The organism is Aquirhabdus parva, from assembly GCF_003351745.1.
Classification (GTDB): Bacteria; Pseudomonadota; Gammaproteobacteria; order Pseudomonadales; family Moraxellaceae; genus Aquirhabdus; species Aquirhabdus parva.
Genome location: NZ_CP031222.1, coordinates 2,311,465 through 2,337,990, shown reverse-complemented (window position 1 = coordinate 2,337,990; position 26,526 = coordinate 2,311,465). Strand labels below are relative to the sequence as shown.

Annotated in this window: 39 protein-coding genes and 1 pseudogene; 33 read left to right on the top strand and 7 right to left on the bottom strand. The window is 46.3% G+C overall.

Going from position 1 to position 26,526, the window contains the following annotated elements; all coding sequences use genetic code 11:
- The first annotated feature begins 180 nt into the window (after positions 1-180).
- The 28 genes and pseudogenes from rpsJ to rplQ all read left to right on the top strand — a co-directional run bounded on the left by rpsJ (position 181) and on the right by rplQ (position 14,184).
- Positions 181-492: a 30S ribosomal protein S10 gene (rpsJ, locus tag HYN46_RS10540; RefSeq protein WP_114899348.1), complete on the top strand. Its 312-nt coding sequence runs from the start codon at positions 181-183 to the stop codon at positions 490-492.
- 62 nt (positions 493-554) lie between these two features.
- Entirely contained in the window at positions 555-1,208 is a 654-nt protein-coding gene (rplC, locus tag HYN46_RS10535; protein WP_114899347.1) for a 50S ribosomal protein L3, read from the top strand.
- Positions 1,205-1,807 (top strand): 50S ribosomal protein L4, encoded by a 603-nt coding sequence (gene rplD, locus HYN46_RS10530; protein WP_114899346.1) that lies wholly within the window; start codon positions 1,205-1,207, stop codon positions 1,805-1,807. Before rplC ends, rplD begins: the two co-directional genes overlap by 4 nt.
- Complete coding sequence (rplW, locus tag HYN46_RS10525; protein WP_114899345.1) at positions 1,804-2,121, top strand: 50S ribosomal protein L23; 318 nt, start codon at positions 1,804-1,806, stop codon at positions 2,119-2,121. The genes rplD and rplW overlap by 4 nt, the downstream gene beginning before the upstream one ends.
- 12 nt (positions 2,122-2,133) lie before the next feature.
- The gene (gene rplB, locus HYN46_RS10520; protein ID WP_114899344.1) at positions 2,134-2,958 is read left to right on the top strand and encodes a 50S ribosomal protein L2; all 825 of its coding nucleotides are present in this window, start codon (positions 2,134-2,136) and stop codon (positions 2,956-2,958) included.
- Between the two features lie 12 nt (positions 2,959-2,970).
- Positions 2,971-3,246: a 30S ribosomal protein S19 gene (gene rpsS / locus HYN46_RS10515; protein ID WP_114899343.1), complete on the top strand. Its 276-nt coding sequence runs from the start codon at positions 2,971-2,973 to the stop codon at positions 3,244-3,246.
- Positions 3,247-3,256: 10 nt separating this feature from the next.
- The gene (rplV, locus tag HYN46_RS10510; RefSeq protein WP_114899342.1) at positions 3,257-3,589 is read left to right on the top strand and encodes a 50S ribosomal protein L22; all 333 of its coding nucleotides are present in this window, start codon (positions 3,257-3,259) and stop codon (positions 3,587-3,589) included.
- Position 3,590: 1 nt separating this feature from the next.
- A pseudogene (gene rpsC / locus HYN46_RS10505) lies at positions 3,591-4,488 on the top strand (30S ribosomal protein S3).
- Complete coding sequence (gene rplP, locus HYN46_RS10500) at positions 4,386-4,799, top strand: 50S ribosomal protein L16 (RefSeq protein ID WP_114899340.1); 414 nt, start codon at positions 4,386-4,388, stop codon at positions 4,797-4,799. The pseudogene rpsC and the gene rplP overlap by 103 nt, the downstream one beginning before the upstream one ends.
- Positions 4,799-5,005, top strand: a complete 207-nt coding sequence (rpmC, locus tag HYN46_RS10495) for a 50S ribosomal protein L29 (RefSeq protein ID WP_114899339.1) — start codon at positions 4,799-4,801, stop codon at positions 5,003-5,005. Before rplP ends, rpmC begins: the two co-directional genes overlap by 1 nt.
- Positions 5,005-5,289, top strand: a complete 285-nt coding sequence (gene rpsQ / locus HYN46_RS10490) for a 30S ribosomal protein S17 (RefSeq protein WP_114899338.1) — start codon at positions 5,005-5,007, stop codon at positions 5,287-5,289. The genes rpmC and rpsQ overlap by 1 nt, the downstream gene beginning before the upstream one ends.
- Positions 5,290-5,469: 180 nt before the next feature.
- The gene (rplN, locus tag HYN46_RS10485; protein ID WP_114899337.1) at positions 5,470-5,838 is read left to right on the top strand and encodes a 50S ribosomal protein L14; all 369 of its coding nucleotides are present in this window, start codon (positions 5,470-5,472) and stop codon (positions 5,836-5,838) included.
- Positions 5,839-5,847: 9 nt separating this feature from the next.
- Complete coding sequence (rplX, locus tag HYN46_RS10480) at positions 5,848-6,168, top strand: 50S ribosomal protein L24 (RefSeq protein WP_114899336.1); 321 nt, start codon at positions 5,848-5,850, stop codon at positions 6,166-6,168.
- A gap of 26 nt (positions 6,169-6,194) precedes the next feature.
- On the top strand, positions 6,195-6,731 hold the full coding sequence (gene rplE / locus HYN46_RS10475) for a 50S ribosomal protein L5 (RefSeq protein WP_114899335.1): 537 nt from the start codon (positions 6,195-6,197) through the stop codon (positions 6,729-6,731).
- Between the two features lie 9 nt (positions 6,732-6,740).
- On the top strand, positions 6,741-7,046 hold the full coding sequence (gene rpsN / locus HYN46_RS10470; protein WP_114899334.1) for a 30S ribosomal protein S14: 306 nt from the start codon (positions 6,741-6,743) through the stop codon (positions 7,044-7,046).
- Between the two features lie 134 nt (positions 7,047-7,180).
- Positions 7,181-7,579, top strand: a complete 399-nt coding sequence (rpsH, locus tag HYN46_RS10465) for a 30S ribosomal protein S8 (RefSeq protein WP_114899333.1) — start codon at positions 7,181-7,183, stop codon at positions 7,577-7,579.
- Between the two features lie 11 nt (positions 7,580-7,590).
- Positions 7,591-8,124, top strand: coding sequence for a 50S ribosomal protein L6 (gene rplF / locus HYN46_RS10460; RefSeq protein WP_114899332.1), 534 nt, complete (start codon positions 7,591-7,593; stop codon positions 8,122-8,124).
- An 11-nt stretch (positions 8,125-8,135) separates the two neighbouring features.
- Positions 8,136-8,486 carry a 50S ribosomal protein L18 gene (gene rplR, locus HYN46_RS10455; protein WP_114899331.1) on the top strand — a complete coding sequence of 117 codons (351 nt, stop codon included), beginning with the start codon at positions 8,136-8,138 and terminating at the stop codon, positions 8,484-8,486.
- 2 nt (positions 8,487-8,488) lie between these two features.
- Positions 8,489-8,995, top strand: a complete 507-nt coding sequence (rpsE, locus tag HYN46_RS10450) for a 30S ribosomal protein S5 (RefSeq protein WP_114899330.1) — start codon at positions 8,489-8,491, stop codon at positions 8,993-8,995.
- Positions 8,996-9,001: 6 nt separating this feature from the next.
- Positions 9,002-9,187 (top strand): 50S ribosomal protein L30, encoded by a 186-nt coding sequence (rpmD, locus tag HYN46_RS10445; RefSeq protein WP_114899329.1) that lies wholly within the window; start codon positions 9,002-9,004, stop codon positions 9,185-9,187.
- Positions 9,188-9,191: 4 nt separating this feature from the next.
- Positions 9,192-9,656: a 50S ribosomal protein L15 gene (gene rplO, locus HYN46_RS10440; RefSeq protein ID WP_114899328.1), complete on the top strand. Its 465-nt coding sequence runs from the start codon at positions 9,192-9,194 to the stop codon at positions 9,654-9,656.
- A gap of 62 nt (positions 9,657-9,718) precedes the next feature.
- Positions 9,719-11,026: a preprotein translocase subunit SecY gene (gene secY / locus HYN46_RS10435; protein ID WP_114900716.1), complete on the top strand. Its 1,308-nt coding sequence runs from the start codon at positions 9,719-9,721 to the stop codon at positions 11,024-11,026.
- Between the two features lie 42 nt (positions 11,027-11,068).
- Positions 11,069-11,185 carry a 50S ribosomal protein L36 gene (rpmJ, locus tag HYN46_RS10430; RefSeq protein WP_114899327.1) on the top strand — a complete coding sequence of 39 codons (117 nt, stop codon included), beginning with the start codon at positions 11,069-11,071 and terminating at the stop codon, positions 11,183-11,185.
- Between the two features lie 155 nt (positions 11,186-11,340).
- Positions 11,341-11,697 carry a 30S ribosomal protein S13 gene (rpsM, locus tag HYN46_RS10425; protein WP_114899326.1) on the top strand — a complete coding sequence of 119 codons (357 nt, stop codon included), beginning with the start codon at positions 11,341-11,343 and terminating at the stop codon, positions 11,695-11,697.
- A gap of 20 nt (positions 11,698-11,717) precedes the next feature.
- The gene (rpsK, locus tag HYN46_RS10420) at positions 11,718-12,104 is read left to right on the top strand and encodes a 30S ribosomal protein S11 (protein ID WP_114899325.1); all 387 of its coding nucleotides are present in this window, start codon (positions 11,718-11,720) and stop codon (positions 12,102-12,104) included.
- 12 nt (positions 12,105-12,116) lie between these two features.
- A complete protein-coding gene (rpsD, locus tag HYN46_RS10415) occupies positions 12,117-12,758 on the top strand; it encodes a 30S ribosomal protein S4 (protein ID WP_114899324.1) in 642 nt (213 codons plus the stop codon).
- Positions 12,759-12,774: 16 nt separating this feature from the next.
- Positions 12,775-13,782 (top strand): DNA-directed RNA polymerase subunit alpha, encoded by a 1,008-nt coding sequence (locus HYN46_RS10410; protein ID WP_114899323.1) that lies wholly within the window; start codon positions 12,775-12,777, stop codon positions 13,780-13,782.
- Positions 13,783-13,797: 15 nt separating this feature from the next.
- Positions 13,798-14,184 carry a 50S ribosomal protein L17 gene (gene rplQ, locus HYN46_RS10405; RefSeq protein ID WP_114899322.1) on the top strand — a complete coding sequence of 129 codons (387 nt, stop codon included), beginning with the start codon at positions 13,798-13,800 and terminating at the stop codon, positions 14,182-14,184.
- A 116-nt stretch (positions 14,185-14,300) separates the two neighbouring features.
- Here rplQ and HYN46_RS10400 read toward each other — a convergent pair whose 3' ends face one another.
- The 7 genes from HYN46_RS10400 to HYN46_RS10370 form a co-directional block, all read right to left on the bottom strand.
- Positions 14,301-14,954, bottom strand: coding sequence for a DNA-3-methyladenine glycosylase family protein (locus HYN46_RS10400; protein WP_114899321.1), 654 nt, complete (start codon positions 14,952-14,954; stop codon positions 14,301-14,303).
- 83 nt (positions 14,955-15,037) lie between these two features.
- The gene (alkB, locus tag HYN46_RS10395; RefSeq protein ID WP_114899320.1) at positions 15,038-15,712 is read right to left on the bottom strand and encodes a DNA oxidative demethylase AlkB; all 675 of its coding nucleotides are present in this window, start codon (positions 15,710-15,712) and stop codon (positions 15,038-15,040) included.
- A gap of 98 nt (positions 15,713-15,810) precedes the next feature.
- Entirely contained in the window at positions 15,811-16,896 is a 1,086-nt protein-coding gene (ada, locus tag HYN46_RS10390; protein ID WP_114899319.1) for a bifunctional DNA-binding transcriptional regulator/O6-methylguanine-DNA methyltransferase Ada, read from the bottom strand.
- A 197-nt stretch (positions 16,897-17,093) separates the two neighbouring features.
- Positions 17,094-18,143, bottom strand: coding sequence for an alkene reductase (locus HYN46_RS10385; RefSeq protein ID WP_114899318.1), 1,050 nt, complete (start codon positions 18,141-18,143; stop codon positions 17,094-17,096).
- A gap of 50 nt (positions 18,144-18,193) precedes the next feature.
- Entirely contained in the window at positions 18,194-19,279 is a 1,086-nt protein-coding gene (locus HYN46_RS10380; RefSeq protein WP_114899317.1) for an SDR family oxidoreductase, read from the bottom strand.
- A gap of 23 nt (positions 19,280-19,302) precedes the next feature.
- A complete protein-coding gene (locus tag HYN46_RS10375; RefSeq protein ID WP_114899316.1) occupies positions 19,303-19,608 on the bottom strand; it encodes an ArsR/SmtB family transcription factor in 306 nt (101 codons plus the stop codon).
- A gap of 171 nt (positions 19,609-19,779) precedes the next feature.
- Positions 19,780-20,952, bottom strand: coding sequence for an acyl-CoA dehydrogenase family protein (locus HYN46_RS10370; RefSeq protein WP_114899315.1), 1,173 nt, complete (start codon positions 20,950-20,952; stop codon positions 19,780-19,782).
- 307 nt (positions 20,953-21,259) lie between these two features.
- Between HYN46_RS10370 and HYN46_RS10365 the strand changes: the two genes are divergently transcribed.
- The 5 genes from HYN46_RS10365 (at position 21,260) to HYN46_RS10345 (ending at position 26,524) form a co-directional block, all read left to right on the top strand.
- Positions 21,260-22,810, top strand: a complete 1,551-nt coding sequence (locus HYN46_RS10365; RefSeq protein WP_114899314.1) for a polyamine aminopropyltransferase — start codon at positions 21,260-21,262, stop codon at positions 22,808-22,810.
- Between the two features lie 45 nt (positions 22,811-22,855).
- Positions 22,856-24,469, top strand: coding sequence for an FAD-dependent oxidoreductase (locus tag HYN46_RS10360; RefSeq protein WP_114899313.1), 1,614 nt, complete (start codon positions 22,856-22,858; stop codon positions 24,467-24,469).
- A 49-nt stretch (positions 24,470-24,518) separates the two neighbouring features.
- Positions 24,519-24,905 (top strand): adenosylmethionine decarboxylase, encoded by a 387-nt coding sequence (speD, locus tag HYN46_RS10355; RefSeq protein WP_210009131.1) that lies wholly within the window; start codon positions 24,519-24,521, stop codon positions 24,903-24,905.
- A gap of 54 nt (positions 24,906-24,959) precedes the next feature.
- Positions 24,960-25,394: a DUF350 domain-containing protein gene (locus HYN46_RS10350; RefSeq protein WP_114900715.1), complete on the top strand. Its 435-nt coding sequence runs from the start codon at positions 24,960-24,962 to the stop codon at positions 25,392-25,394.
- A gap of 92 nt (positions 25,395-25,486) precedes the next feature.
- Entirely contained in the window at positions 25,487-26,524 is a 1,038-nt protein-coding gene (locus tag HYN46_RS10345) for an SPFH domain-containing protein (protein WP_114899311.1), read from the top strand.
- The last annotated feature ends 2 nt before the right edge of the window (positions 26,525-26,526 follow it).

Below are 26,526 nucleotides of genomic sequence, written 5' to 3'. Positions count from 1 at the left end.
GTGTGCGTTCTCTGATTAGAATGCAACACGTTTTTAGGGCTTACTGCGTTCGTTAAGTAGTAAGTCAACAGTTGAGGCATCGTTCTCGACACTGGTGAATTTATCGTCTTTGCTGCTTATCTTAGGATTGGGCGGGCAAGGACTAGTTCTTTATTTGATTTTTGGTTTGGAAGTGATGTTATGGCTAACCAAAGAATCCGTATCCGTCTGAAATCATTCGATCATCGTTTGATTGATCAGTCGGCTCAGGAGATCGTCGAGACCGCCAAGCGCACTGGTGCGCAAGTGGTGGGTCCGATTCCAATGCCTACGCGCATTGAGCGTTTTGATGTTCTGACCTCGCCACACGTCAATAAAGACGCTCGCGATCAGTACGAAATCCGTACCCATAAACGCCTTGTTGATATCGTTTCGCCTACCGACAAAACTGTCGATGCGTTAATGAAATTGGACTTGGCAGCTGGTGTGGATGTTCAGATCGCTTTAGGTTAATGGGAATCAAAAGGCTGAAGCAGAGATGCGAGGTCTTTTGTACAACAAGAGGTTAAAGGCAAATGGCTATTGGTCTAGTCGGTCGTAAATGCGGGATGACCCGTGTATTTACAGACGCTGGCATCTCCGTGCCGGTGACGGTGATTGAGGTTGATCCAAACCGCATCACTCAGATTAAAACCTTGGATACTGATGGCTACCAAGCTATTCAGGTGACCACGGGTGTGCGCCGCGAATCACGTGTGACTTCAGCAATGAAAGGTCACTTTGCAAAAGCGGGTGTTGCAGCGGGTCGTGGGGTTTGGGAATTCCGTGCTAATGAAGCTGATCTAAGTGGCCGTGATGTTGGCGGTACGATTGGTGTTGATTTGTTCGCTGTTGGTCAAGAAATTGACGTAACTGGTCAGAGCAAAGGTAAGGGTTTTCAAGGTGGTGTTAAACGCCACAACTTCCGTACTCAAGATGCAACACATGGTAACTCTGTGTCACATCGTGTACACGGTTCTACTGGTCAAAACCAGACACCGGGTCGTGTATTCAAGGGTAAGAAAATGGCAGGGCACATGGGTGACGAACAAGTTACCGTGCAAGGTCTTGAGGTGGTATCGGTTGACCTAGAGAATTCAATTCTTGTGGTTAAGGGTGCTGTGCCTGGTTCTATCGGTGGTGACGTTATTGTTCGCCCATCGATCAAAGCCAAGGGGAATTTAGCGTGAATCTAACGACTGTAAGTGGCGCAGCTGTAGAGCTGTCCGAAGTCGCCTTTGGTCGCGAATTTAACGAAGCCCTCGTCCATCAGGTCGTAGTGGCATATCTCGCAGGCGGACGTCAGGGCAGTAAAGCCCAGTTGAGCCGTGGCGATGTCAGCGGTGGTGGCAAGAAACCTTTTAAACAAAAAGGTACTGGTCGCGCACGTGCTGGTTCGATTCGTAGCCCAATTTGGCGTGGTGGTGGTAAGACTTTTGCGGCTACTCCACAAGACTGGAGCCAAAAAGTTAACCGTAAAATGTATCGCGGTGCGATGCAATGTATTTTGGCTGAACTTGTTCGTCAAGATCGTTTAGTGTTGGTTGAAGACATTAATGTTACTTCACCAAAAACTAAAGATCTGTTGGCGCAACTGCAAGGCTTAAATGCTACTAAAGCGCTGATCGTGACTGATTCTCTCGATGAAAATCTGTATCTGGCTGCACGCAACCTGCCGCATGTTGAAGTTATCGACACGCAAGCAGTTGATCCAGTTAGTCTGATTGCATTTGAGAAAGTCATCATGTCAGTTCAAGCCGCTAAGAAACTAGAGGTGGAACTGGGATGAACAACGAACGTTTATATCAAGTCCTGCTCGGACCAGTTTATTCTGAAAAAGCGCAGAACTTAGGCGAGCAAGGTGTGCAGGTGTTTAAAGTTGCACCGACTGCCACTAAGCTTGAAATCAAAAAAGCGATTGAGCTCTTGTTTCAAGTCGAAGTTGAAAAGGTAAATACCTTGAATACTAAAGGCAAAAGCAAGCGCTTTGGTAAAACCATTGGTCGTCGTTCAGACACCAAAAAAGCTTACGTCACCCTGAAAGCTGGTCAAGATGTTCAATTGGCTGACTTGGGCGAATCCGCCGAAACTGCAGCGGAATAAGGACGAGAGATTATGGCTATTGTAAAATGTAAACCGACTTCCCCAGGACGTCGCTTTGTTGAGAAGGTTGTACATTCTCATCTGCATAAAGGTCGTCCTTACGCACCTTTGACAGAAAACAAGCAGAAAACTGGTGGTCGTAATAGTGCTGGTCGTATCACTACCCGTCATATCGGTGGTGGACACAAGCAACTTTATCGTTTGATCGATTTCAAACGTACTAAAGACGGTATTCCAGCTGTTGTTGAACATATTGAATACGATCCAAACCGTACGGCTCATATCGCATTGCTAAAGTATGCTGATGGTGAACGTCGCTATATCATTGCTCCTAAAGGTCTGAATGCTGGTGACAGTGTGCAGTCTGGTGATGATGCGCCGATTCGTCCAGGTAACTGCTTGCCACTGCGTAATATGCCACTCGGTTCGACCATGCATTGCCTTGAACTGAAAATCGGTAAAGGTGCTCAAATTGCGCGTTCAGCAGGTACTTCTGTACAGTTGCTGGGTCGTGATGGTAGCTATGCAATCGTGCGTTTACGTTCAGGTGAAACTCGTAAGATTCACATTGAATGTCGTGCAGTGTTAGGTGAAGTTTCTAATAGTGAAAACAACCTGCGCTCACTGGGTAAAGCTGGTGCTAGTCGCTGGCGTGGTATTCGTCCAACCGTTCGCGGTATGGCGATGAACCCGGTAGACCATCCGCACGGTGGTGGTGAAGGTCGCAACAAAGGTATGCAGCCAGTAAGTCCTTGGGGCCAAAAAGCCAAAGGTTACAAAACTCGCAGCAATAAACGTACGACCAAAATGATCGTTCGCGATCGTCGCGTCAAGTAAAGGAATCTGACAATGCCTCGTTCCCTGAAAAAAGGCCCGTTCGTCGATGCACATTTGCTCGCCAAAGTCGAAGCGGCTGTGGCAAGCAATACGCGCAAACCGATCAAGACTTGGTCGCGTCGTTCGATGATCCTGCCCGATATGGTCGGACTGACTCTGTCAGTTCACAATGGTCGCAACCACGTGCCGGTAATTGTTTCCGAGCAAATGGTTGGACACAAACTCGGCGAATTCGCGCCAACCCGTACCTATCGTGGTCACGGTGTTGACAAGAAATCCAAACGGTAAGGTGCTTAAAATGACGGAAGTAACTGCCATATTGCGCGGTGCAGCCATCTCGGCACAGAAAGTTCGCTTGGTCGCAGACCTCGTGCGCGGAAAGCCGGTTGGACGTGCTCTAGATATTCTGACTTACAGCAACAAAAAAGCTGCTGTATTAGTTAAAAAAGCTTTGCAATCGGCTATTGCCAATGCAGAGCACAACAATAGTATGGATGTGGATGCTCTTAAAGTCGCCACGATCTATGTTGATGAAGGTGTTACGTTGAAACGTATCTCTCCACGTGCGAAAGGCCGTGCAGATCGTATCAGTAAACGTACATGCCACATCACTGTCAAGGTAGGGGTTTGATATGGGTCAGAAAGTCCATCCAATCGGTATCCGCCTTGGTGTGATTAAACGTCACAACTCGAACTGGTATGCGAGTCCAAAGAACTATGCTGACAATCTGTTAAAAGATTTGGAAGTTCGTGCGTTTCTGTTCAAGAAACTCAAAAGCGCGATGGTTAGCAAAATTCTGATCGAGCGTCCAACGGGTGCTGCTAAAGTTACCATCAGCACGGCACGTCCGGGCATTGTGATTGGTAAGAAAGGCGAAGATATTGAAGTGTTGCAGAAAGAAATCGCGAAAGTGATGGGTGTTCCTGTACAAGTTAGTATCGATGAAATCGATCGTCCGGATCTCGAAGCGCGCTTGGTTGCTGAAAGCATCACAAGTCAGCTTGAGAAACGCGTCATGTTCCGTCGTGCGATGAAACGCGCTGTACAGAACTCAATGCGCGCTGGTGCGAAAGGGATCAAAGTCGAAGTGTCAGGTCGTCTTGGTGGTGCTGAAATCGCACGTACCGAGTGGTATCGTGAAGGTCGTGTACCTCTACATACTTTGCGTGCTGACATCGATTATGCGAGCGAACGCGCTGAAACAACTTATGGCACCATCGGTGTTAAAGTTTGGATCTTCCGTGGTGAAATTCTCGGTGGCATGAAACAAGTTATGAATCCTGCGCCTGCTGAAGAAAACCGTGGTAAGCGTCGTGCGGATGGTCGTAATGACCGTCGTAACGAAGGTCGTGATGATCGTCGTCCGCGCAATGACGGTGGCCGTGGTCGTAATGATCGCGCTCCAGCAGCGAAGGGAGAATAAGTCATGTTGCAACCAAAGCGTACCAAATTCCGTAAGATGCACAAAGGCCGTAATACTGGTCTTGCGCATCGCGGAAGCTCGGTGTCATTTGGTACTATTGCGCTGAAATCTATTGCACGTGGCCGTATTACTGCCCGTCAGATCGAAGCAGCACGTCGTACCATTAGCCGTCGCGTTAAGCGCGGTGGAAAAATCTGGATCCGTGTATTTCCAGACAAGCCGATTACTCAAAAGCCACTCGAAGTTCGTATGGGTAAGGGTAAGGGAAGTGTGGAATACTGGGTAGCAGAAATTAAACCTGGTAAGGTTCTTTACGAAATTGAAGGTGTGTCCGAAGAGCTGGCGCGTGAAGCGTTTAAGCTAGCAGCTGCAAAGTTGCCGTTTAAGACCACCGTCGTAACTCGGACGATCATGTAATGAGCATCAAAGATCTACGTGAAAAATCAGTAGACGAATTGAAAGTTGTACTCGATGAGACACAACTAAGCCAATTCCGTTTACGTATGGCTAAAGCGACTGGTCAGTTGGGCAAATCGCACGAAGTGCAAGTTGCTCGTAAGACTATCGCTCGTATCAAGACGCTGTTGACTGAAAAGCTCGCAGCTGAGAAGGGGAACGGATAATGACTGAACTTGTAGCTGAACAAGCAGTAACAACGAATACCCGCACTGTAACCGGTAAAGTCGTGAGCGACAAAATGGATAAATCCATTACTGTCCTGATTGAACGTCGTATCAAACATCCAGTTTATGGAAAAATGATTCGTCGCTCAACCAAGCTTCATGCGCACGACGAAAGCAACGTCTGTAAGACAGGCGATGTTGTCACGATCAAAGAATGTCGTCCACTATCCAAAACTAAGGCTTGGACATTGGTCGAAGTTGTTGAGACCGCAGGACAGAATTAATTTGTTGAACGTTAACGTTTAATAAGATTTTACTGCGGCTTAAGTTTTGATTGCATCGGTGGTGGTTTTAAGGTAGGATTCGCCCTTCTTAAAATCATTCACCGATGTTCACTATCATGTGTACAATCAATTGATATTAGTATTTGACTGATCACTTCAGTCAGGTTGTGGAGTAGAGCAATGATTCAGACCGAAAGTATGCTCGACGTGGCAGACAATAGCGGTGCGCGCCGTGTCATGTGCATTAAAGTGCTGGGCGGCTCACATCGTCGTTACGCGTCGGTGGGTGACATTATTAAAGTTACCGTAAAAGAAGCGATTCCTCGTGGTCGCGTCAAAAAAGGTGACGTGATGAACGCTGTTGTCGTTCGCACCAAGTTCGGTATTCGCCGTCCTGATGGATCTTCGATCCGTTTTGATGACAATGCAGCCGTCTTGTTGAATAACAACAAAGCGCCAATCGCAACACGTATTTTTGGACCAGTGACTCGTGAATTGCGTACTGAGCAGTTTATGAAAATCATTTCCCTGGCTCCCGAAGTTCTTTAAGAGGTAGTCATGGCTAAGATTAAAAAAGGCGATCAAGTAATTCTGATTGCAGGTAAAGATAAAGGCAAGCAGGGCGTTGTTCTGTCTGTCTCTGAAGACCGTGTGAAAGTCGAAGGACTTAACATTGTTAAGAAGCACAAAAAAGGTAACCAAGCTGCAGGCACCGAAGGTGCTATTGTTGCTCAGGAAGCTGCGCTTCATATTTCCAACGTGGCATTGTTTAATGCTGCGACTCAAAAGGCTGATCGTGTTGGTTATCGTATTGATGAAGCTGGTGTTAAAACCCGTTTCTTTAAATCAAACGGTGAATCAGTGGCGACAGCGAAGTAAAAGTTTGAAAGGAAAAGGTTAAGGCAATGGCCAGACTTAAAACGCTTTATAATGACGAACTCAAAGCGAAAATCCAGGCGGATTTGAATCTTGATAATGTCATGCAAATTCCTCGTATTACCAAAATTACCTTGAACATGGGTGTTGGTGGTGCGTCACAGGATAAAAAACTGCTAGACGGTGCGCTTGCTGATATGGTGCAAATTGCAGGTCAAAAACCTGTAGTAACCCTCGCGCGTAACTCGATTGCAGGCTTCAAGATTCGTGAAGGCTGGCCAATTGGTTGCAAAGTAACTTTGCGTGGCGAGCGTATGTATGAGTTTTTGGATCGCTTGGTTGCGGTTGCAATTCCTCGTATTCGTGACTTCCGCGGTTTTTCACCAAAATCATTTGATGGTCGTGGAAACTACTCATTGGGTCTCAAGGAACAAATCGTATTCCCTGAAATCGAGTTTGATAAAATTGATCGGATTCGTGGTATGGATATTACCATCACGACGACCGCTCGTACCGATGACGAAGGTCGTGCTCTGTTACGCGCCTTTGGCTTCCCTTTCCGTTAAGAGGTTGGTATGGCTAAGCAAAGTATGATTAATCGTGAGCATAAGCGCACGAAATTAGTTGCAAAGTACAAAACTAAGCGTGATGCATTAAAAGCTGTGATTAGTGATGTGAATGCAACTGATGAAGCGCGTTATGAAGCTGTAACTAAGTTACAAGCTTTGCCACGTGATTCTTCACCAGTACGTCAACGTAACCGTTGCGGACTAACTGGTCGTCCACATGGCTATTTCCGTAAGTTCGGGCTTGCTCGTAACAAATTGCGTGAAATGGTTATGCAAGGCGATGTACCAGGTGTTGTAAAAGCTAGCTGGTAATTCGCTGCTGCTTTTTAGCAGCATTGCACAGCGCAGTGATAGCAGTCCCTCTTTTGGGACTGTTTATGTGAAAGTAAGTTGCCACCAATTCGGGTGGCAATACTGCTTTTAAGGTAGTTAAGAGGAACTCAATCATGAGTATGCAAGATACCGTCGCCGACATGCTGACGCGTGTTCGTAACGCCCAGATGGCAAAGAAGCCCAGTGTTGCTATGCCTGGTTCTAAGCTGAAAAAAGCGATTGCTGATTTATTGGTCGCTGAAGGCTATGTCTCAGAGGCAAATCTGGAAGCGCAAGATGGTGGTAAAAGTACACTAACGATCGGCCTAAAATATTATGAAGGTAAACCAGTCATTGAACTGGTTAAACGCGTTAGCCGTCCTGGTCTCCGCCAGTATGCAGGTAAATCAGATTTACCTCGCGTAAAACAAGGCCTTGGCATTGCCATCGTTTCTACTAATCAAGGCATCATGACTGATCGCGCCGCACGTGTTGCTGGTGTGGGCGGTGAAGTGATAGCCATCGTCGCGTAATAGGTGATCTCATGTCTCGTGTGGCCAAAGCCCCAGTGACTCTGCCGAAAGGTGTTGAGGTCACTTTGCAAGGACAAACTGTTTCAGTAAAAGGCAGCAAAGGTACGCTGACTCATAACCTGCATAGTTTGGTTGAATTAAATATTGAAGAAGGTGTGCTGAAAGTTTCTCCACGTGAAGATACTCAAGCAGGCTGGATGCAAACAGGTACTGCGCGTTCTGTCTTGAACAACTTGGTTCAAGGTGTAAATGCTGGTTTCGAGCGTAAACTGCAACTGATTGGCGTGGGTTATAAAGCCCAAGCTAAAGGTTCGGTATTGAACATGGCGCTTGGATTTTCACATCCAATCGACTTTCAATTGCCTGAAGGTGTGACCGCTGAAACGCCAACGCCAACTGAAATCGTGTTGAAATCTATTGATAAACACATTTTAGGTCAAGCGGCAGCGAATATTCGCGCGTTCCGTCCACCAGAGCCTTATAAAGGTAAAGGCGTACGCTACTCGGATGAAGTTATCATTCGTAAAGAAGCTAAGAAGAAGTAAGGGGAGTCAGCATGAACGACAAGAAACAATCGCGTTTGCGTCGTGCCAAGAGCACTCGCTTACACATTCGTGCCAACGGTGCGACTCGTCTGTGCGTAAACCGCACACCGCGTCATATCTATGCGCAAATTATTTCATCAGACGGTGGCAAGGTATTGGCGCAAGCTTCTACCCTTGATGCTGAGTTGCGTTCAGGCGCAACTGGTAACATCGATGCAGCAAGCAAAGTAGGCAACCTGATTGCTGAACGCGCTAAAGCAGCTGGTGTAACTAAAGTAGCATTTGACCGTTCTGGTTTTAAATATCATGGCCGCATCAAAGCGTTAGCTGATGCTGCACGTAGCGGCGGGTTGGAGTTCTAATCATGGCACGTGAAAAAGTTGAACAACAAAACGACGGCTTTACTGAGAAACTGGTTGCAGTAGATCGTGTAGCAAAAGTCGTAAAAGGTGGTCGTATTTTCTCTTTCACAGCGTTGACTGTGATTGGTGATGGCAATGGTCGTGTTGGCTTTGGTCGCGGTAAAGCACGTGAAGTGCCAGCTGCAATCGCTAAAGCGCTTGAAGCTGCTCGTCGTAACATGATCTCTGTAGATCTGAACGGCTCAACACTTCAACACCCGATCAATTCTACACACGGTGCCTCACGTATTTACATGCAGCCTGCTTCTGAAGGTACTGGTGTAATCGCGGGTGGTGCAATGCGTGCGGTGCTTGAAGTTGCTGGCGTGCAAAACGTTCTGGCGAAGTGCTATGGTTCTACTAATGCCACTAACGTTGTTTACGCAACGTTTAAAGGCCTGAAGAGCATGACTTCTCCTGAGAAAGTAGCAGCTAAGCGCGGCCTAACTGTCGAAGCTATTCGAGGATAAGCAGCCATGACTACACCAAAAACCATTAAGGTTACCCAATACAAATCAAGCGCACATCGCTTGAAAAACCATAAACTTTCATTGAAAGGTCTTGGTTTACGTCGCATTAATCATACTGTCGAAGTGTTAGATACACCGTCGAACCGTGGCATGATTAATCAAGTTTACTATATGGTTCGCGTCGAGGATTAATGCCATGACTCTTAAATTAAATGAACTATCACCAGCTGAAGGTTCGACAAAACCACGTCGTCGCCTTGGCCGTGGTATCGGTTCTGGCCTCGGTAAGACCGGTGGTCGTGGTGTGAAAGGTCAAAGTTCACGTACAGGCTCAAGCTTACGTGCCGGTTTTGAAGGCGGTCAAATGCCTTTATACCGTCGTTTGCCTAAGTTTGGTTTTACTAGCTTAAAAGGCTTGAAAGTTGCTGAAGTGCGTCTTTCTGAGCTGAATAAAGTTGAAGGTGACATTGTTACCCTCGAAACTTTGAAAGCTGCAAACCTTGTCCGTAACGACAAAATTCGCGTAAAGATCATGTTATCTGGCGAAGTGACCCGTGCTTTTACCGTTGGTAAAGGCGTGACTTTGACTAAGGGCGCATTGGCAGCAATTACTGCTGCTGGTGGCAAAGTTGAAGAATCTACCGAAACTACAGGAGCATAATACGCATGGCACAGCCACCGATCACTCGTAGTAATGACCGTGTTGATGCCGCTCGTGCCTCCATGAAAGATCCAGTAGCCCGTCAGGGCTACCGTGAACTGATGCAGCGTATTATGTTTTTGCTCGGCGCGTTGGTCGTGTTTCGACTTGGCGCGCATGTTCCAGTGCCTGGAATCAATCCGGATCGTTTGGCGCAATTGTTTGAACAAAACAAAAACACCATTTTAAGCATGTTTAACATGTTTTCTGGTGGTGCGCTTGAGCGGATGTCGATTCTAGCATTGGGCATCATGCCGTACATTTCAGCTTCGATTATTGTGCAGTTGATGACGACAGTTGTTCCGTCATTAGAAGCATTAAAGAAAGAAGGTGAGTCAGGTCGGCGCAAGATTAGCCAATACACTCGCTATGGCACACTCGGCTTAGGCTTGGTGCAGGCGATTGCGATGTGTGCGGGTTTGATCAGCCAACATATCACACTCAGTACTGGTTTAAGTTTTTATATTCCTGCAGTCACTTCGTTGGTTGCCGGGACAATGTTTATGATGTGGTTGGGCGAACAAATTACTGAACGTGGTGTGGGTAATGGTATTTCCATGCTCATTTTCGCAGGTATTGTCGCGGGTTTACCAAGTCATATTGCTCAAGCGTTTGAAGGTGTGCGTCAGGGTCAAAGTAGTTTGATTACTTTACTCATCGTCGCTGTTCTTGCTTTAGTGGTTGTTGCTGCAGTGGTTTATATGGAACGTGCCCAGCGCCGTATCCCAGTTAACTATGCACAGCGTCAACAGGGTCGACAGGTATTTGCTGCACAGCAAACCCACTTGCCACTCAAAATTAATATGGCAGGTGTGATCCCAGCGATTTTTGCCAGTTCATTACTCCTGTTTCCCGCGAGTCTGGGGCAGTGGGTGGGTAATGCGCCTAATCCAAATATGTTTCAGCGTTTCTTGCAAGACTTTGCGTTGGTGCTTTCACCGGGTCAACCGCTATACCTTGTACTTTTCGCTGGTTTAATTATTTTCTTCTGTTATTTCTATACGGCTTTGGTTTTTAGCCCAAAAGAAGTATCAGAAAATCTGAAGCGGAGTGGGGCGTACGTTCCTGGGATTCGTCCTGGTGATCAAACCACACGTTATTTAGATCATATATTAAATCGATTGACGTTTATTGGTGCGATTTATATCACGGTCATTTGTTTGCTGCCTATGCTTTTGCAATCAGCTTTCAATATTCCATTCAATCTCGGTGGAACATCGCTGTTGATTGTTGTGGTTGTCGTCATGGATTTTATGGCGCAAGTGCAAGCACATATGACTTCGCAGCAGTATCAAAATCAGTCGTTAATGAAAGGAAGTGGTCGTAAGTAATCTTTGGATGCTTACGCCCATGTTGTCTACTAGAGGTGTCCCATGAAAGTTCGTGCTTCAGTAAAAGTAATGTGCGGTAGCTGTAAAGTTGTCCGTCGCAATGGAGTGGTTCGCGTGATTTGTAGCGCTGAGCCGCGTCACAAACAGCGCCAAGGTTAATTTTAAAAATCATTTTAAAATAATCGTAAACGTCTGTTGATTTTGACAGGCATTGTGGTTTATTATTCGCCCCTCGTTTTTCAGTGGGGCGGATAGTTTATTATGCTGTCTGCTTATGTTGTACTACTTAAGTTGTAGTATTTGGAGAGAGATGTATGGCACGTATTGCCGGTGTCAATATTCCGGATAACAAGCATGCTGTCATTTCGTTGACTTATGTTTTTGGTATCGGTCGTCACACAGCAGCTAAGATTTTAGCAGCTACTGGGATTGCACCAACCACCAAAATTCGTGAGTTATCGGATGTACAGTTAGATGCAATTCGCGCAGAAGTTGGTAATATTTCAACTGAAGGTGATTTGCGCCGCGAAATATCCATGAATATTAAACGTTTGATGGACTTGGGCTGCTACCGTGGTCTGCGTCATCGTCGTGGTTTACCAGTTCGTGGTCAACGCACCAAGACTAATGCTCGTACTCGTAAGGGTCCGCGTAAACCAATCAAGAAATAATTGCTTCAGGAAGCTAAAAGATGGCTAAAGATACTCGCGCCCGCAAGAAGGTCACCCGGACCGTCTCTGAGGGGATCGCACACATACACGCATCTTTTAATAACACCATTGTGACCATTACCGATCGTCAAGGTAATGCACTGGCCTGGGCCACCTCCGGTGGACAGGGCTTCCGTGGCTCGCGTAAATCTACTCCGTTCGCTGCGCAGGTTGCAGCTGAAGTCGCTGGTAAAGCAGCTTCGGAGTACGGTTTAAAAAATCTGGATGTTCTGGTTAAAGGACCAGGTCCAGGTCGTGAGTCTGCGGTACGTGCTTTGGGCGCAGCGGGTTATAAGATCAATAGCATCACAGATGTGACGCCAATCCCTCACAATGGCTGCCGCCCGTCTAAGAAACGTCGCGTTTAAGGAGAATCATTCATGGCTCGTTATATTGGTCCAAAATGCAAACTCTCGCGTCGCGAAGGGACAGATTTGCAGTTGAAATCAGGCGTCAAACCTTTTGATGTCAAAACAAAGAAATCAGAGAAGCCACCTGGTCAGCATGGTCAAAGCCGTGCGAAACAGTCTGACTACTCATTGCAATTGCGTGAAAAGCAAAAAGTTCGTCGTATCTACGGTGTACTTGAACGCCAGTTCAGCAACTACTATAAAGAAGCAGCGCGTTCAAAAGGCGCAACTGGTGAAAACCTGCTGCAACTTCTTGAAAGTCGTTTGGACAATGTCGTTTATCGCATGGGCTTTGGTTCAACACGTGCAGAAGCACGTCAGTTGGTTAGCCATCGCAGCGTAACTCTGAAACGTGCAGGCAAAGAAGACGCGATTCGCGTTAACATTGCTTCGATTCAAGTTCAACCAGGCGACGTAATTGCTATTCACGAAGGTGCAAAATCTCAACTCCGTATTAAAAGTGCGATTGAGCTAGGTACACAACGTGGTATTCCAAGTTGGATTGATGTTGATCACAGCAAAATGGAAGGAACATTTAAGGCTAAGCCTGACCGTTCTGACTTGCCAGCTGAAATCAACGAAAGCTTGATCGTCGAATTGTATTCGAAATAATCCATCGAGGTGGCAAATGATGAGCACTGCAAATGAGTTTCTAACCCCACATGCGATTAAAGTCGATGCGGTGTCTGGAACCTCGGCAAAAGTAATTCTAGAGCCGCTTGAGCGTGGCTTTGGCCACACGCTGGGAAATGCTTTACGCCGTATTCTTCTCTCTTCACTCACTGGCGCAGCCGTGGTTGAAGCAGAGATCGAAGGTGTAGAGCATGAGTACAGCACACTCGAAGGCTTGCAACAAGACATCGTTGAGCTTCTTCTGAATTTGAAAGGTTTGTCTATCAAACTGTTTGAACAAGACGAAGCGACGTTGACTATTGATAAGCAAGGTCCTGGTGCAGTGACTGCAGCTGACCTACAATTGCCGCACAATGTTGAGATCGTTAATCCCGATCACGTCATTGCTCAGTTGGGTGCTAATGGTCACCTCAAGATGCGCTTAAAAGTCACGCGTGGTCGTGGCTATGAGCCAGCAGATATTCGCTATCCAGAAGGGGAAACCCGTCCAGTTGGCCGTCTGCAGCTTGATGCAAGCTATAGTCCGATTAAGCGTGTTTCTTACACCGTTGAGAATGCGCGTGTTGAGCAGCGTACTGATTTGGACAAACTCGTTATCGAGCTTGAAACAAATGGTACCGTTGATCCAGAAGAAGCAATTCGGAAGGCCGCGACGATCCTGCAACAACAAATAGCTATTTTTGTTGACCTGCAAAAAGACCATGCACCAGAGCCAGTTACAAGTCGTGAAGAGGTTGATCCAATTCTCTTGCGTCCTGTAGATGATTTGGAGCTAACTGTTCGTTCTGCGAACTGTCTGAAAGCGGAAAACATTTATTACATTGGCGATCTGGTTCAGCGTACTGAAGTTGAACTGCTCAAGACTCCAAATTTGGGCAAAAAGTCGCTTACCGAAATCAAAGATGTATTGGCTTCGAAAGGCCTGTCACTCGGTTTACGTTTGGATAACTGGCCACCTGCCAGCCTACGTGTCGATGACCGCTTCGCCTACCGTAGCCGCTAATTTAGGAATATCACCATGCGTCATCGTAATAGTGGTGTGAAACTGGGTCGCACAAGCAGCCATCGTAAAGCTATGTTTCAAAACATGGCTAACTCGCTGTTTGAGCATGAACTCATTAAAACCACCTTGCCTAAAGCTAAAGAATTGCGTCGCGTTGCCGAGCCGTTAATTACTTTGGCTAAAATTGATTCAGTAGCGAATCGTCGTCTTGCATTTGCGCGTACGCGTAGTCCTGCGATGGTTGGTAAACTGTTTACTGTTCTTGGTCCACGTTACAAAACCCGCCAAGGCGGCTACTTACGTGTACTGAAAGCTGGCTTCCGTCCAGGTGATGCAGCGCCAATGGCGTATGTAGAACTTGTTGATCGTCAAGTTGGTACAGTTGCAGTAGAAGCTGAATAATTTGTAGAAAATAAAAAAAGACTGGCTTAGGCCGGTCTTTTTTATGCCTAAAATTTACCCTTTAATATTCCTGAAAAATAAAGCGATTTAGTTATTCTTGGATGCAGCTGAAAATATTATTTTTTATTCTGTGCTTTGAACCGATCGACAGCGCGCCATAGGTACCACGCCGCAGTACTCCGATAAGGGCTCCACGCTTGACCAATCTGGGCCAGCTCTTTAGGCTTAGGCTGTGCCTCTAGTGCCTTGAGTATTTTCCAGCCCTCGCGGACACCGAAGTCATCGACGGGTAAAATATCGGGTCGGGCAAGGTTATGCATCATGAAGATTTCAACTGTCCAGCGCCCGATTCCCCTCAGGGTTGTCAATCGGCTGATCAGTTCTTCATTACTGAGCGTATGCGCAAGCGCTTTAGGAGGTACAATACCTTCAATTGTTTTTTCTGCAATGCCCATAATGGTGGTGATCTTGGTTGCAGAAAAACCACATTCACGCAGACGCAATGGATCGGTATTCAGGATATCTTCAGCCGTAGGGAAGTCAGTGTTATACATTGCTTTAAATCGCCCCAGAATAGCCTCTGCGGCACGTCCATGGAGCTGTTGGTGAGCTATGGCATGAATCAATGCTTGATAGGGTTCTGCTGAGGATATGGAAAGTGGTGGACGTGCGCCGATTTGGGCGATTAACCGAAACCAGTCTTGATCGATGTCGGATAAGAAAAGTTCTGCCGGACTATAGGCAATATCCGTTTGCGCATGAATCTGCATGTTTTAGTCACTACTTAAAAATTATTGCTTAATCACACTAATACAAGTCACTTTAAAATACTACGTTTTGCCATGGTTTTAGGTTAAAACACTTTTCTAAAAGTTAAATTAAACCGTACATCACCTGTCAATGGATGCTGACCAGCAACAATGGGTTCTATGCCATGAAAGGCAAGTCGCGTGGCTCCGCCCCAGACCACGACATCACCATGCTCTAGACGATAACGCAGCGGACGAATATGACGCTCTAAACCGCCAAATAAGAAGATAGCGCTTAAACCCAGTGATACAGAAACAATGGGCTGACTAAAATCACGTTCATCTTTATCTTGATGGAGAGAGAGCTTGGCACCCGTCCGATAACAGTTGATTAGGCAACTGTCAGGGATGAAGTTTTGATAACCAGCCTGTGCTGCAGCGTTTTGTGCAAGTTGCATAAATGATTTGGGAATATCTGGCCAAGGTTTACTTTGCTGCGGATCATGATGTGTGTAGCGATATCCTTGCTGATCAGATAACCAGCCATACTGACCACAACTGCTACTCAGTACGGACATCGGCAAACCGCTAGGGGTATACATTTTTTTCAGCGGGGCTTGATCGAGTATCGTATGAATTTCATCCATGATATTTTCAGCAAAATCTAAAGCATAGCGCCGTAATACAACGGCGCCTTCGGCAAGCGGAATCGCTTTTTGGTCCTCATCGGATGAGTCATCGAAGAGGTCTAAAGTCTGGGTATCAGATTTATTCTGCATAATACTTTTATGTCAAAAAAACATTCCGAGATGTGAATATCGTTTCACCTAGATATCGGGAGATATTGTATAAACGTCGTCAAAGTATGATTACATATTCATGAGGCTGATGCTTCACGTTTGAGCAATTCGCGTTTTCTTTCAATTCCCCAGCGATAGCCCGAAAGACCGCCGTCGCGGCGAACAACTCGATGGCAAGGGATTGCTACGGCGATCGCATTGGCAGCACATGCTGATGCCACTGCGCGGACGGCTTTAGGGCTTCCTATCAAATTCGCGACATCTGCATAACTGACGGTTGTACCCAATGGAATGGTCTGTAAGGCCTGCCAGACTCGTTGTTGGAAAGCGGTGCCTTGAATGTCTAATGGCAAGTCAAGACCCACCTGTGGGGCTTCGACAAAGCCAACTACTGTTGCAACCCATTGCTCAAAATCGTGGTCGCCGCCGATCAGGGTCGCTTTAGGGAAACGATCCTGTAAGTCTTTGACGAGGACATCTGCTTCATCATCCATCAGTATGGCGCAAATTCCTTTCTCGCTGCTGGCGACAAGGATTGAACCTAGACTGCTTGCACCCACGGCAAATTTAATCGTGATATTTGCCCCTCCTGAGCGAAAATTCGAGGGTGTCATGCCGAGTGTTTCTGTGGATGTCGTATAAAAGCGACTGTTGGATTCATAGCCCGCATTATAAATGGCATCAGCAATGGTTTCGGTTTCTTGCAATGCTGCCCGAACCTTACGATTTCGATGAGCAACGGCATATTCTTTAGGAGTGATTCCTGTCATGCTTTTAAAGATGCGGTGGAAGTGAAAACGACTCATATTTTGACTGAGTGCAAGCTCATCAAGGGTAGGTGTTTTTTCCGCAGTTTCGATAAGCCTGCATGCCGCTGCAATCGACGCAGCATAATGGTCTGATGATGTGGTTTGATTGGGTTTACAGCGCATACAAGGGCGATAGCCTGCTTTTTCCGCTTCCATGCAACTGCTGTAGAAGTGTATGTTTTTGCGCAGTGCCGTACGAGAAGGGCACGAGGGTCTGCAATAAATGCCCGTTGTACTCACAGAGTAATAAAATACGCCATCCGCATTGGAATCGCGAGTAGAGACCGCCGCAAAGCGGGCATCATCATTGCTAAATGATTCAGACTTTGCTTGTTCTATAGTCTGTGTATTCATGACAGCGCTCCTCAAGGACGTGATCAGTTCTAAATGAGATCATACGACTAAGAGCAATAGTGCCCGATGATCAACGTCTTGGAACTCCGTTACTTGCTTTTGAATTCGATAACGTATGTCTCTTTCTAAATAAAAGAACCCTGTCGCAATATCATACTGCCACAGGGTTCTGATGTTAAACACAATTTATGAGATGATTAGAGTGCCGGGTAGTCGGTATAACCCGTTGCACCACCAACATAGAAGTATTCTGGGCGTGGCGCATTGAGTTCGGCACCCTGAGCCAAGCGTTTAGGCAGATCTGGATTAGCAATAAACGGTACACCAAATGCAATTGCATCGGCATTGCCTTGCTTGAGCCAATGATTTGCACTGTCTTTGCTAAAACGTTCGTTGGCAATATAAATGCCGCCGAATTCAGCTTTTAATTGTGGCCCCAGACTATCTTCACCTTCTTTTTCGCGAGCACTGATGAAAGCAATCTTACGTTTGCCTAATTCACGGGCCACATAACCGAAAGTTTCTGAGCGATTGGAGTCACCCATGTCGTGCGCATCTGCGCGAGGAGCTAGATGTACAGAAACACGATTGGCACCCCAAACAGAGATCGCGGCATCGGTAACTTCGAGCAGCAAACGTGCACGGTTTTCTAAAGAGCCACCATATTGGTCTGTACGCTTGTTCGTGCTGTCTTGCAAAAATTGATCGAGCAAATAACCATTGGCACCATGGATCAGGACACCATCAAAGCCGGCTGTTTTCGCATTTTCAGCACCTTTACGGAATGCGGCGACAACATCTGCAATTTCTGAGGTTTCAAGGGCATGGGGTACTGGGTATGGACGCTGTGGGCGTAGTAGACTGACATGACCATTTGCGGCGATGCTGCTTGGTGCTACGGGCGATTTACCATCCAGTAATGACGGATCAGAAATCCGGCCAACGTGCCAGAGCTGCAGGAAAATCCGGCCGCCTGCTGCGTGAACGGCTTTCGTCACGATTTTCCAGCCTTCAACTTGTTCATCTGACCAGATCCCTGGCGTATCTTCATAACCAACACCCATTGGGGTTACAGATGTAGCTTCGCTGAGGATTAGGCCGGCAGTTGCACGTTGTACATAATATTCGGCCATGAGTGCATTCGGCACGCGACCTGCGTCAGCCCGTGAGCGGGTGAGGGGAGCCATAATGATACGGTTGGGTAATTCAAGATCACCAACTGTGATGGGGTCAAATAGTGTAGTCATTTCAAGTGTTCCTCTACATGATGAGTCTGAGACTCAGGGTGATAGTGGGGTTAGGGTATAACCCGTTGTTTACGGAAATTTTCAAAAATTGTCATGAACATGGCTTCGGTATCGATATGTTCGTGAAAACCAAAACGGCGTGCTTTGGTGCCATCGGCAAACATGTCGTAATCCCATGAGAAAACAAAGTCGCCAAATCCCCAAGAGGAAAGTGCTTGATAGGGATGATCGGCGAGTTGGTATTTCTCACGCATCGAATTCCAAAGCAGTTCTTTATCCGCCATAACCGTGTTGAGTGACATTTGTAATGGAGGGGCAACTTCCAGATCAAAGAATTTGGCAATTTTTGGCCACATTTCGCTCCAGCGAAATAAGTCGCCATTGTTAATGTTAAAGGCTTGATTGGCACATTGAGGTTCTGTAGCGGCCCATACCGTTGCCCGAGCCAGTAAACCTGCATCCGTCATTTCTAATAGGGAGTGGTAGGCTTGAGGTTTTCCCGGAAAGCGGAGCGGGAGATTAAGTTCTTTTGAAATCGATGCATAAATTGCAATCACCATCGCCAGATTCATGGGATTGCCGAGCGCAAAGCCACCGACGACGGAGGGGCGTATTGCCGACCAAGTCCATAATTTGCCTTGTTGCGTTTTTTCCAAGAAATGCTGTTGATCCACATTAAATTCTGGCGGCATATGACCCGCGTCGGTTTCACGAGCAGGTGTTTTAAAAGGACCTAGATGTGCACCATAGACTTTATAGCCTTGCATCAAGCTAATATGTTTCAGGTTTGGCGATTTCTCTTCAATGATATTGACGACATGCCTAAGCATGGTGAGATTCGGGGCAACCAGTTCTGCCCATCTAGGCTGGTCTTGGTAAGCTGCATAGAAAATGTGCGTGACGTGAGTCAGACTTTTAAGTTTATCCGTTGAGTCTTCAGTGTTCAGTAGATCTACCGAGATATACTCAAGGCGATCAATCGATTTTCCACCGCGTCGCGATAAACCAATAATGTCCCAGCCAGGCAGGGTGAGTAAGTGCTCAATGAGATTACGGCCAATAACCCCATTAGCGCCTACAACAAGAGCGACTTTCTTCTCTGTTTGTGTGGGCTTGGCTTTTTGAATCTGATTCATCGTTGAGGACTCAAGTTTGTGGCTCAAAGGTCTTTAGCAATATGCTGTAAGAATTCGGCAATCACTTCTTCATTACGTTTAAAGAAACTCCATTGTCCGAGTTTTTTGCACGTCACCAATTTTGCGCGTTGAAGTACGGCAAGATGCGCAGAGATTGTCGATTGTGACAGTCCACAGCGGACAAATTGACCCGCACAAACTCCCAGCTCTAATGCGTGTTCCTGAGTGGGGAAGTGCGTGGTCGGCTCTTTGAGATCCGCTAACATTTTTCGGCGCACAGGATGAGCAAGGGCTTTAATGATTTCGTCAAGATCGATAGAAGTGGACATGGGCAATTCAATATAAATTCATTAATCGCGATGTATCGAATTATATATCGCAAATTTACGATATGAGTAGCTTGCATTGTGTATCAGTTGTTACATTATGTAAGTCAGATTGGGTTGGGAATAAAAAATCCCGCTCTATTGAGCGGGATTTTGGCTTGAATCTTTAGTGGATTACAAAGAACGAGAAATCAATTCTTTCATAATTTCATTGGTTCCCGCGTAGATACGATTTGCACGATTATCGATGTATGCACGGGCGATTGGGTATTCCAGCATATAGCCGTATCCACCATGCAATTGCACACACTCGTCCACAACTTTACTAAACATTTCGCTGATTTTATATTTTGCGGCAGCAGCGGCTTCGATGGCGAGGCTTTCCTTTAGTTGCATTTGCATACAGCGATCTACATAGGCACGACCCATATCAATGTCTGTGCGCATTTCTGCGAGTTTGAAACGGGTATTTTGGAATGACATAACGGTCTTGCCAAAAGCTTTACGCTCTTTCACATATTGCAGTGTTTGAGCAAATGCTGCTTCAGCACCTGCCTGACAAATGATTGCAACCATAAGGCGCTCCCAAGCCAATTCTTTCATTAGCATAATGAAGCCCATACCTTCCATGCCGAGCAAGTTAGCTTTAGGGACTCGAACATTGTCAAAGAATAATTCACAGGTATCTTGACCTTTCATCCCGACTTTATTGAGGGGTTTGCCTTTACTGAAACCCGGTGATTTCGCATCCATAATGAGCAGTGACAAATTGCTAGAGCCTTTTTCACCGTTACCGGTTTTAACTACAACAACCGCCATGTCGCACAAGTAACCATTGGTGATAAAGATTTTTGAACCATTCACAACATAGTCATCACCATCTAATACTGCTGTTGTACGCACTCCCTGCAAATCAGAACCCGTACCTGGTTCTGTCATGGCAATCGCACCGACCACTTCACCAGTAGCCATTTTTGGCAACCATTCTAATTTTTGCTCATGAGTCCCGAAGTTATTGATGTAGTTGGCGACGATGTCAGAATGTAATGACATACCACTGCTGGAATCCATCGCGTAACCTTGTTCTTCCATCAAGATCATGCTGTACAAACGATCTACACCTGAACCGCCGTATTCTTCAGGCATCGTTGCGCAGAGGAGACCAAGCTCACCAGCTTTATTCCATAAATCACGGTCCACATGTTGCTGCTGTTCAAAGCGCTCTGTGTGCGGAATCACTTCCTGTTCAAAAAAACGACGTGCAGTTGTGCGGAACGCTTCATGATCGGAATCAAAGAGTGTACGAGGAATCATGGGGTCGATTGGGCGAGCAAGACTAATAGACATTGAATATCGTTCCTAAGCTAATTAAGTATTAAAGGGATTACTGCTAAAAATCGCATGCCGTTTTCAGGCGTCCTTGCGTTATCGCAAAAGGGCAGCGTTGTACCCGTGAGTAATGACTGACTAGTTAATAGGATGTCGCCCTGATCAACAATGATCGTTATGATCAATCCTTGGGTAGGATTTTGCCAATTTGAATAAGCTATCCTAGGTGTTTGATAACAATATTGCGTGGCAATCTGCCCGTATACGATTGAACCTGATATTCTTCCTGCACTTTTAAACTCTATTCGACGATAGCTCTCCCAAGATGATCTTACCCAAAATCCCTTCACTTAAAAGTTCTCTGGCAATCGATCGTACGTTGATCATTTCTGTTTTTGTGGTTGCATCTTGTGGTCTGGCCTACGAGTTGATAACTGGCGCGCTTGCCAGTTATCTATTGGGTGATTCGATACTGCAATTTTCGACCATCATCGGGACCTATCTCTTTGCAATGGGCATCGGTTCTCATTTCTCCAAATACATTAAGGATGAGGATGTTCTGCAGCGATTTATCGAAGTGGAGCTCTTAGTCGGTCTGATTGGTGGATTATCGGCAACTTTTTTGTTTGTCATCTTTGCATGGTTATCGATGCCGTTTCGCGTTGTGCTTTATGCCTTAGTGCTTATTGTAGGCATTCTAGTGGGGATGGAAATTCCCTTGGTCATGCGCATACTGAATCAACGCAAAGCCGAGTTTAGTGAGTTGGTTAGCAAGGTTTTAACTTTCGACTACTTAGGTGCACTGGCGGTGTCATTACTTTTTCCATTGATTTTGGCACCCAAGTTAGGCTTAGCGCGCTCAGCATTGTTATTTGGATTATGTAATGCTGGTATCGCAGGTTGGACCGCTTGGCGGTTTCGGGAAGAGCTGCCTAATATGCGTAAACTCTTCAACCGAACCCTATTCTCGATCGTGATTTTACTTGCAGGATTTGTGGCTTCTGATCGATTGGTGCGTTGGTCGGAAGGGGTTTTATTTGGTGATCCGGTTATTTACGCCAAAACCACGCAATATCAGCGGCTCGTACTCACTAAGTGGAAAGATGATTTACGTCTATATATTAATGGCAACTTGCAGTTCTCAAGTCGAGATGAGCACCGTTATCACGAAGCATTGGTGCATCCGATTTTAGCGGCATTACCACAGGCTAGACGGGTACTGATTCTGGGAGGCGGGGATGGGTTAGCACTTCGTGAAGTATTGCGTTATCCGCAAATTGAGCATGCGACGCTGGTGGATCTTGATCCTGCAATGACACAGCTATTTTCAACCAATGCCGAGCTGACCGCATTGAATAAAAATTCATTTCATAATCCTAAGGTGCGTGTGATTAATGATGATGCTGCACGCTGGCTTGAACAAAATAGCGAAGTGTTCGATGCGATTATCATGGATTTTCCCGATCCATCAAATTTCGGTTTAGGCAAACTGTATTCAGTGCCGATGTATCGTCTGGTCGCGCGTCATCTTTCTGAGCATGGTCTGGTGGTGGTGCAATCGACATCCCCGTACCATGCACCGCGTTCATTCTGGTGCGTTGCTGCAACGCTTGAGAAAGCCGGGTTTTACACGACGCCTTATCATGCGCTTGTTCCATCGTTTGGTGAGTGGGGCTTTATCATCGGCGCCAAAAATCCCAGCTATCAACCGCCGACACACTACAGTTTACCCATGACTTTTTTGGACAAAGAAACCACCGCGCAAATGTTTCATTTTCCGCCGGACATGAAGCGCTGGAATGTTCTACCGAATGAGTTAAATAATCAGCAGTTGGTGCATTATTTTCAGCAGGATTGGGGCGATGTAATTCGGTGACGGAATGACAAGGAATTTTAAAATTTTATATTTTGAGTGTTATGCATGAATCGTCGTCATTTTTTGGGTTATGCCGCTGCCAGCAGTTTGATGGCAGGGTGTCGCTGGCCGTCATGGTCTGTGATCCCACCGTGGTTGCCGATTAAAATCCTCGATGGGGGGATGCGTCAAGGACATCAATTTGTGCGTGATCAGGCGCAACATATGCCGAGTCCCAGTAGCGAACGCAATGTCGATACCGTCATTTTGGGGGGCGGTATTGCGGGGTTAACGGCAGGCTGGCGGTTAGCCCAAGCGGGGTTCAAGGATTTCGCATTACTCAATGGCTTTGAGCAATACGGCAATGCCAGTGCGGGGCAATGGCAAGATGTGAGCTATCCCCGAGGTGCCCATTATTTGCCATTTCCAACCCCTGAGTCGGTTCACGTGCAAGAAATTCTGCGTGATTTTGGTATTTTGCAAGGACAGAACTTGGGTGATATCAATAGCTATGATGAGCGCTGTGTTGTGCATTCTCCGGATGAGCGTTTATGGTTGGGTGGCGGGCAGTATTGGCACGATACCCTGATGCCGCCTGCGGCAAAAGATTCTGCAGATTGGGTTCAGCAACAACGATTTTTAAAACTTGTGAATGGTCTGAAGGGGAAACGAGGTCTCGATGGCAAAGTACTCTTTGCCATTCCCATCGCTTTATCCTCACAAGATGCCGAGTGGCGAAAATTAGATACATTGACGTTTGATCAATGGCTGGATCGAGAGGGTTATACCTCAGAGGGATTGCGCTGGTATCTCGACTATAGCTGTCGTGATGATTATGGCTTTGGCAGCGACAAAGTATCGGCTTGGGCGGGGATTCATTATTTTGCCAGTCGAATCCACGATAGTGAAAAAGACCATCAGACGTCACTGCTGACCTGGGGCGGTGGGCTTAATCCGTTGGCGCAGCAGTTATCACAAGCCAGTCGTCCTCAACAACTTATGCAAGCGGCGATACATTTAGTTGAGACGCGTGATGGCGTTCAAGTATGGTCGACAGATATGGCGGGTAAAGTGACATTGATTAAGGCTAAACGTGCAATTTGTGCGATGCCTTTACACGTGTTAAAGCATGTTTTCCCCCAATTAAAAGACTATGGTTTTGATGTGACTCAGGATATATTGCCTCATGTGCCTTGGTTGGTCTCCAATGTTTGGTTGAATGGCTTTCCGCGTGAAGTCGGTGATGTCCCACTCTCTTGGGAAAATATTGTATACGGTAGTAAAAGTCTGGGATATGTGGTCGCAACGCAACAATGGATTCGCGTGGCAAGACCCCCGCATTCCGTATTTACAGCCTATCATTCGATGGCTGATCAGGCGCCAGAAGCGGCTCGGGCCTGGATGCAACGCGCCAGTCCCTATGAGCTGCTTGATGTCGGGTTGCAAGACCTGATTAAAGTCTATGGCACTGATTTATGGTCTTGTGTGGCTGGTGTCGAGGTGATGTTGCGTGGACATGCGATGAGTGCACCAGTCAAAGGATATCTATCGCAAAAAGGATTGCTAGCACTGCGTGATGCTGACCAAAAAGTGATGTTTGCCCATAGTGATCTGTCTGGATATTCGATTTTTGAAGAAGCCAGTTGGTGGGGATGGCAAGCCGCAGGGAAACTGATATGAATATAGGCAGGGAGGAGCATATGAATTTAAATAGAAAGAGTCGCTACATTTGAATACTGGACTCAATACCATGGATGGCATTCATCTCATTGCAGATCTTTATGATTGCCAATGCCCACTACCACTGATTGAAACATTAACGACATTAGAACCATGTATGGTGACGGCGGCTAAAGACGCTGATATGCAGGTTGTCGGTGTACGTTTTCATCAATTTCAACCTGTTGGCGTAACGGGTGTGGTACTGTTGGCAGAGTCTCATGTGGCAGTGCATACTTGGCCTGAGCGCGCATATGTCACTTTAGATGTGTATGTCTGTAATCACACGGGTGATAATCAGAGTAAAGCTGAGTGCCTTTTTGAGGCTTTGATTCAGTTGTTTAATCCCAAGCATGCCGAACGTGTACAGGTCAAACGTGGCAGTCGATTCGTGTAGGCATGGTTGCAGCGTGACGTTTTAAAAATGATGCAGTGAATGGATGGGTTAATCATGCAAGATTTAATACAGTTTGTGGGACAGGAGTTGAGTCAGTTGGTAACGCCTTTTCTTTTAAATTATGCGCTGTATTTGTTTGGCGGTGTGGTTTTCACATTTATTTTTTCAGTCATCTATATGTGGTTTACACCCTACAATGAAATGGCATTGATTAGAGCAGGCCATGGCGCGGCAGCATTAAGTTTTGCTGGCGCATTGATCGGTTTTGCATTAACACTTGCCGCTTGTGCGATCTATCATACGAGTTTTGTAGCTTTTATGGGGTGGGCATTGGCCGCCATGGTTGTGCAATTGATTGGTTATGTCGTGACCTCTCGCTTGATCCCCAATTTGAAACAACACATGTTGGATAATAATCTGGCCGTGGGTGGGTTTGTCGGTACGGTTGCTTTGGCGCTCGGTATTTTAAATGCAGGGTGTTTGTCATAATCAGAGTGTATGATATTTAAGGGTTTTTCCTGAGTTATTAATGGGTTGTTTATTAGGCTATTGAAGTTTCTAAAGGATATGAGGAGCGCAACATGAGTATTGGATCATTTATTCGTAAGCAGTTTATTGATGTCATTGAGTGGGATCAGCAAGGCGATGATGTGCTGATGTGGCGCTATCCGATGCAAGACAATGAAATTCAAAATGGCGCTCAGTTAACGGTTCGTGATGGTCAAGTGGCCGTGTTTGTGAATGAAGGCCAAGTTGCTGATGTTTTTACCCCTGGTTTACATCGTTTAACGACTCAAACTTTACCCGTTCTCACCAACTTAAAGAACTGGGACAAACTGTTTGCATCACCGTTTAAATCAGATGTGTTATTTTTCAGCACTCGCCTGCAACTGGGTCGTAAATGGGGAACAGCGCAGCCCATTACCTTACGTGATAAAGACTTTGATATGGTTCGTCTTCGTGCGTTCGGGATGTACTCTTATCAGTTGGTTGACCCTAAAGCGTTCTACCAAGAAGTGACTGGCGCTAACCCAAGCTATAGCAGTGATCAGGTTGAACCTCAACTTCGTAATCTGATTGTCTCGAATATCAGCAGCGGGATTGCGGCGAGTGGTATTCCATTTTTGGATTTAGCCGCCAACCAAGGGGTCATGGGCGATCAGCTCAAGTTGGCATTGACTCCTTTATTTGCTCGTTATGGTCTAAAACTAGATGCCTTTGTGGTGGAGAATATCTCACTACCTGAAGACTTGCAAAAAGCCATTGATACTCGAATTTCCATGGGCATGATGGGCGATTTGAATAAGTTCACGCAATACCAAGTTGCATCTTCAATTCCGCTTGCTGCGCAAAATGAAGGCGGCATTGCAGGCGTTGGAGCAGGCTTAGCCGCGGGCTTTGGTATGGGGCAAATCATGACCAATGCATTGCAAGGTGCAACGACTGTTCCAGCTCAATCTACATCTATGCCAAGTCAACCTGAAGCTACACCCGCAGCACCCGCTGTAGATCTTGTGGCAAGAATGAGTCAGCTCAAAGCACTGCTTGATCAAGGGCTCATCACGCAAGTGGATTTTGAAAGTACAAAAGCGGACATCTTAAAATCATTGGCAAAATAATA